Origin of the sequence: Kitasatospora sp. NPDC091257, assembly GCF_044757675.1 — a bacterium.
GTDB lineage: Bacteria > Actinomycetota > Actinomycetes > Streptomycetales > Streptomycetaceae > Kitasatospora > Kitasatospora lactacystinica.
On the sequence record NZ_JBIVVI010000839.1, the window covers coordinates 1 to 4153 of the forward strand.

Sequence of the window (4153 nt, forward strand, 5' to 3'; positions counted from 1 at the left end):
TGGCGCAGCAGACCTCGATCACCATCAGCGCCGGGCAGGGCGGCGCGCTGCAGGAGATCGTCCCGTTCGGCCGGGACATGTGGCGCGGCTTCGTGTGATCAGCTCGCCCAGATCGGCCCGGTCCTCGCCGCCCGGCTCGCGGGCGAGCGCGACGGGTCCTAGCTGCTGGATCGGCGGCCCGTGTGCCGGTCGGCACACGGGCCGCGCGACGGCCCTCCCACTCGTCCCGGTACCGCCCGGCGAGCGGGAGGGGGCCCGGCCGGCGGGCGGCTTCGGACGGTTCGGCTTCCCTTCCTTGAGACATTGGAGCGATCGATGGGCAACGACACACGTGGTGGCCTGCTCCGCCGCCACCGGGACTTCCGGCTCCTCTGGTTAGGCGAGACCGCGGGGCGCTTCGGTCAGTCGGTCACGGTTCTCGCCGTCCCGTTGATCGCCGTTTCGACCCTGCACGCCGACACCTTCGAGGTGAGCCTGCTGAGCGCGGCGCCCTGGGTGCCGTGGCTGCTCATCGGGCTGCCGGTGGGGGTCTGGGTGGACCGGCTGAGGCGCAGGCAGGTGATGTTCTGGGCCAACATCGTCTGCTTCGCGCTCTTCGCCAGCGTTCCCGTGGCGGCCTGGGCAGGGGCGCTGAAGGTCGGTCAACTCCTGCTCGTGGCCCTGCTCGCGGGCGCCGCCACGGTGTTCTTCCAGACCGCGTACACCGCCTACCTGCCGGACCTGGTGAAGCCGGAGGACCAGGCCGAGGGCAACGCCAAGCTCCAGGGCAGCGCCTCCGCCGCGCAGATCGTCGGGCTCGGCTGCGGCGGCCTGCTCATCCAACTCGCGGGCGCGGCCAACGGGATGCTGGTCAACACGACGACCTTCCTGCTCGCGACGCTCTGCCTGGTCGGCATCCGGCACCGGGAGGCCGCCCCCGAGCGGCTCGAAAGACCGCGCGGCGCCATGGCCAAGGAGATCCGGGAAGGACTGGGGCTGCTCTTCGGCGACCCCTTCCTGCGGAGCCTGGCGCTCTTCGGAGCGGCGTCCAACCTCGCCCTGTCCGGGTACCAGTCGCTCACCGTGGTCTTCCTGGTCCGTGAGATCGGCCTGTCCTCCGGGACGATCGGCAGCCTGGCGATGGTCAGCGGTGTCGGCGGCGTGCTGGGAGCCTTCGTCGTGCGCCGGGTCGGCGCCAGGCTGGGCACCGGCCGCTCCCTGCTGATGTTCGAGCTGGTGCTGCCGGCGCTGGCCCTGCTCATCCCGCTGGCCGGCCGGGGCTGGGGGCTGACGATGGTCGTCCTCGCCTACGCCGGGGTGTCGATCGGCGTGGTGGCGGGCAACGTGCTCAAGTCCGGGTTCGTCCAGAGCTACTGCCCGAGCGGCGTGCTCGGCCGGCTCGTCGCGAGCTCCGCGTTCCTCAACTACGGCACGATGCCGCTGGGCGCCGTGCTCGGCGGCGCGCTCGGCACCTGGCTCGGTCTGCGTCCGGCCCTGTGGATCCTGACCGCGGGCGTACCGGCGGCGGCCCTCTTCCTCTACTGCTCCCCGATCCGCGGCCACCGGGACCTGCCGACCGGGCACATGTCCGTGCGCCGGCCGGAGACGGACCCCGAGACGGATCCCGAGACGGATCCCGAGGCGGACCCGGAGCCGGTCGAGGCGGTCCGCTGAGTCGCCGGGCGTCGCCGCGGGCCCGGGGCACCTGAACGGGGGAGTTCCCCGCGCGGCGGGAGGGCGCGGGTTGTGAGCATGGGTACGGCCGGCCCGGGCGGCCGCGGCGCAGGACCCGCGGGCCCGGCCGGGGAACTCCCCGAGGAAGGAAGCACCCGCCCATGGAGGCATCCGCACAGATCGGCGTGACGGGGCTCGCGGTGATGGGCCGCAACCTGGCGCGGAACTTCGCCCGCAACGGCTACACGGTCGCGGTGCACAACCGCACGCCGGGACGGACCACGGCGCTGGTCGAGGAGTTCGGCCACGAGGGCGCGTTCGTCCCGGCGGGATCGCCGCAGGAGCTGGTGGCCGCGCTGGAACGGCCCCGCCGGCTCCTGATCATGGTGAAGGCCGGGCAGGCCACCGACGAGGTCATCGAGGAGTTCGCCCCGCTGCTGGAAGCGGGCGACATGATCATCGACGGCGGCAACGCGCACTTCGCCGACACCCGCCGCCGGGAGCGGGCGCTGCGCGAACGCGGCATCCACTTCGTCGGCAGCGGTGTCTCCGGAGGGGAGGAGGGCGCGCTGCACGGCCCCTCGGTCATGCCCGGCGGCTCCGCCGAGTCCTACGCCGTCCTCGGCCCGATGCTGGAGCGGATCAGCGCCCACGTGGACGGCGATCCGTGCTGCACCCACATCGGCACCGACGGGGCCGGACACTTCGTGAAGATGGTGCACAACGGCATCGAGTACGCCGACATGCAGCTCATCGCCGAGGCCTACCACCTCCTGCGGGAGGTCGGCGGGTACACCCCGGCCGAGATCGCCGAGACCTTCCGGAACTGGAACAAGGGGCGGCTCGACTCCTACCTGATCGAGATCACCGCCGAGGTGCTCGCCCACACCGACGCCGCCACCGGCAGGCCCTTCGTCGACATCGTCCAGGACGCCGCGGAGCAGAAGGGCACCGGACGCTGGACGGTGCAGACCGCCCTCGACCTCGGGTCCCCGGTCACCGCCATCGCCCAGGCCACCTTCGCCCGGGTCGCCTCCGCCCGGGCCGAACTGCGGGCGGCCTACCGGCCGCTGCCCGGGGGGACCCGGCAGGAACTGCGCCCGCACGAGGCCGAGCGCTTCACCCGCGACGTCGAACAGGCCCTCTACGCGTCGAAGGTCATCGCCTACGACCAGGGCTGGACCATGATCCGCGACGCCGCGGCCGAGTACGGCTGGGACATCGACCTGGGGGCGGTGGCGAGGATCTGGCGCGGCGGCTGCATCATCCGCGCCGCGTTCCTCGACCGGATCCGCGCCGCCCACGCCGCCAACCCCGACCTGGTCAGCCTGCTCGCCGAGGAGCGGTTCGCGTCCGAGGTCTCCGACGCCCAGGCGGCCTGGCGCACGGTGGTGGCCGGCGCGGCCCAGCACGGCATCCCCGTACCGGCGTTCTCCGCCGCGCTCGCCTTCTACGACACCCTGCGCAGCGAGCACCTGCCCGCCGCGCTGATCCAGGGGCAGCGCGACTTCTTCGGCGCCCACACCTACCGCCGCACCGACCGTCCGGGCAGCTTCCACACGCGCTGGGCCGAGCCCGGTCGCCCCGAGGTGCGGACGGACGGCGGGACGGCGTAGCGCGTCACCGGCCGTCGCGGCCGCGCGTTCGGGGCGGCTCGGTACCGGGGCGGCTCAGTACCGGGCGTCGGTGGCGTCGAGGGTGATCTCCGCGATCCGGGCGTGGCCGGGGCGGCCCATCGCCCATGCGACGGCGGCCGCCACGTCCTCGGCGAGCAGCGGGTGGTACGGCCAGTCGGTGACCTCGTGGACGCGCGGGGCCGCGGCCCCGGACAGGACCGAGGCGAACTCGGTGTTGGTGGCGCCGGGGGAGATCAGGCAGATCCGGCAGCCGCCGGGCGGCCGTTCCTCCTCGGCGAGCGAGCGGACGAAGCCCGCCAGCCCGTGCTTGGTGGCGGCGTAGGCCGCGTAGCCGGGCGAGGGCCGGGTGCCGAACAGGGAGCCGACCAGCACCAGGTCCCCGCCCCGGGCGTCCAGTTCGGGCAGGAGCAGGCGCGTGACGATCATCGGGGCGAGCAGGTTGACCCGCAGCTGGGACTCCCACGGCGTGCTGTCGGCCTCCCGCACCGGTCCGTGGCCGCGGCCGTGCCCGGCCGCCAGCACCGCGCCGGCGAGCGGGCCGGGCAGGGCCGCGAGGACGTCCGTCAGCGCGTCGGCCAGTTCGTCGGTGCGCTCCAGGTCCAGGGGCGCCGCGACGGCGGCGGTGCCGTGGTCGGCGGACAGCTCCGCGGCCAGCGCCTTCAGGCGCTCCTCGCGCCGGGCGATCAGCACCAGGTCGTGCCCGCGGGCGGCGAGCCGGCGTGCGGTGGCCGCTCCGATGCCGCTGCTCGCTCCGGTGATGAGCACGGTTCCCGCTGCGCCGGACATGCGGCCTCCTGTTCCTCGGGGGACGTGGTGCGGGGACGACGGGTGCGGGGACGACGGAGCTCAGGGGCCGGCGGGAC

3 protein-coding genes are annotated in these 4153 nt (G+C 74.2%); 2 read left to right on the plus strand and 1 reads right to left on the minus strand.

Features of this window, described 5'->3' with window-relative positions:
* Positions 1-315: 315 nt before the first annotated feature.
* Positions 316-1653: an MFS transporter gene (locus ACIQOV_RS30580; protein ID WP_401053850.1), complete on the plus strand. Its 1338-nt coding sequence runs from the start codon at positions 316-318 to the stop codon at positions 1651-1653.
* Between the two features lie 161 nt (positions 1654-1814).
* Positions 1815-3269 (plus strand): NADP-dependent phosphogluconate dehydrogenase, encoded by a 1455-nt coding sequence (gndA, locus tag ACIQOV_RS30585; protein WP_401053851.1) that lies wholly within the window; start codon positions 1815-1817, stop codon positions 3267-3269.
* Positions 3270-3323: 54 nt separating this feature from the next.
* Here gndA and ACIQOV_RS30590 read toward each other — a convergent pair whose 3' ends face one another.
* Positions 3324-4076: an SDR family oxidoreductase gene (locus tag ACIQOV_RS30590; protein WP_401053852.1), complete on the minus strand. Its 753-nt coding sequence runs from the start codon at positions 4074-4076 to the stop codon at positions 3324-3326.
* Between the last annotated feature and the right edge of the window lie 77 nt (positions 4077-4153).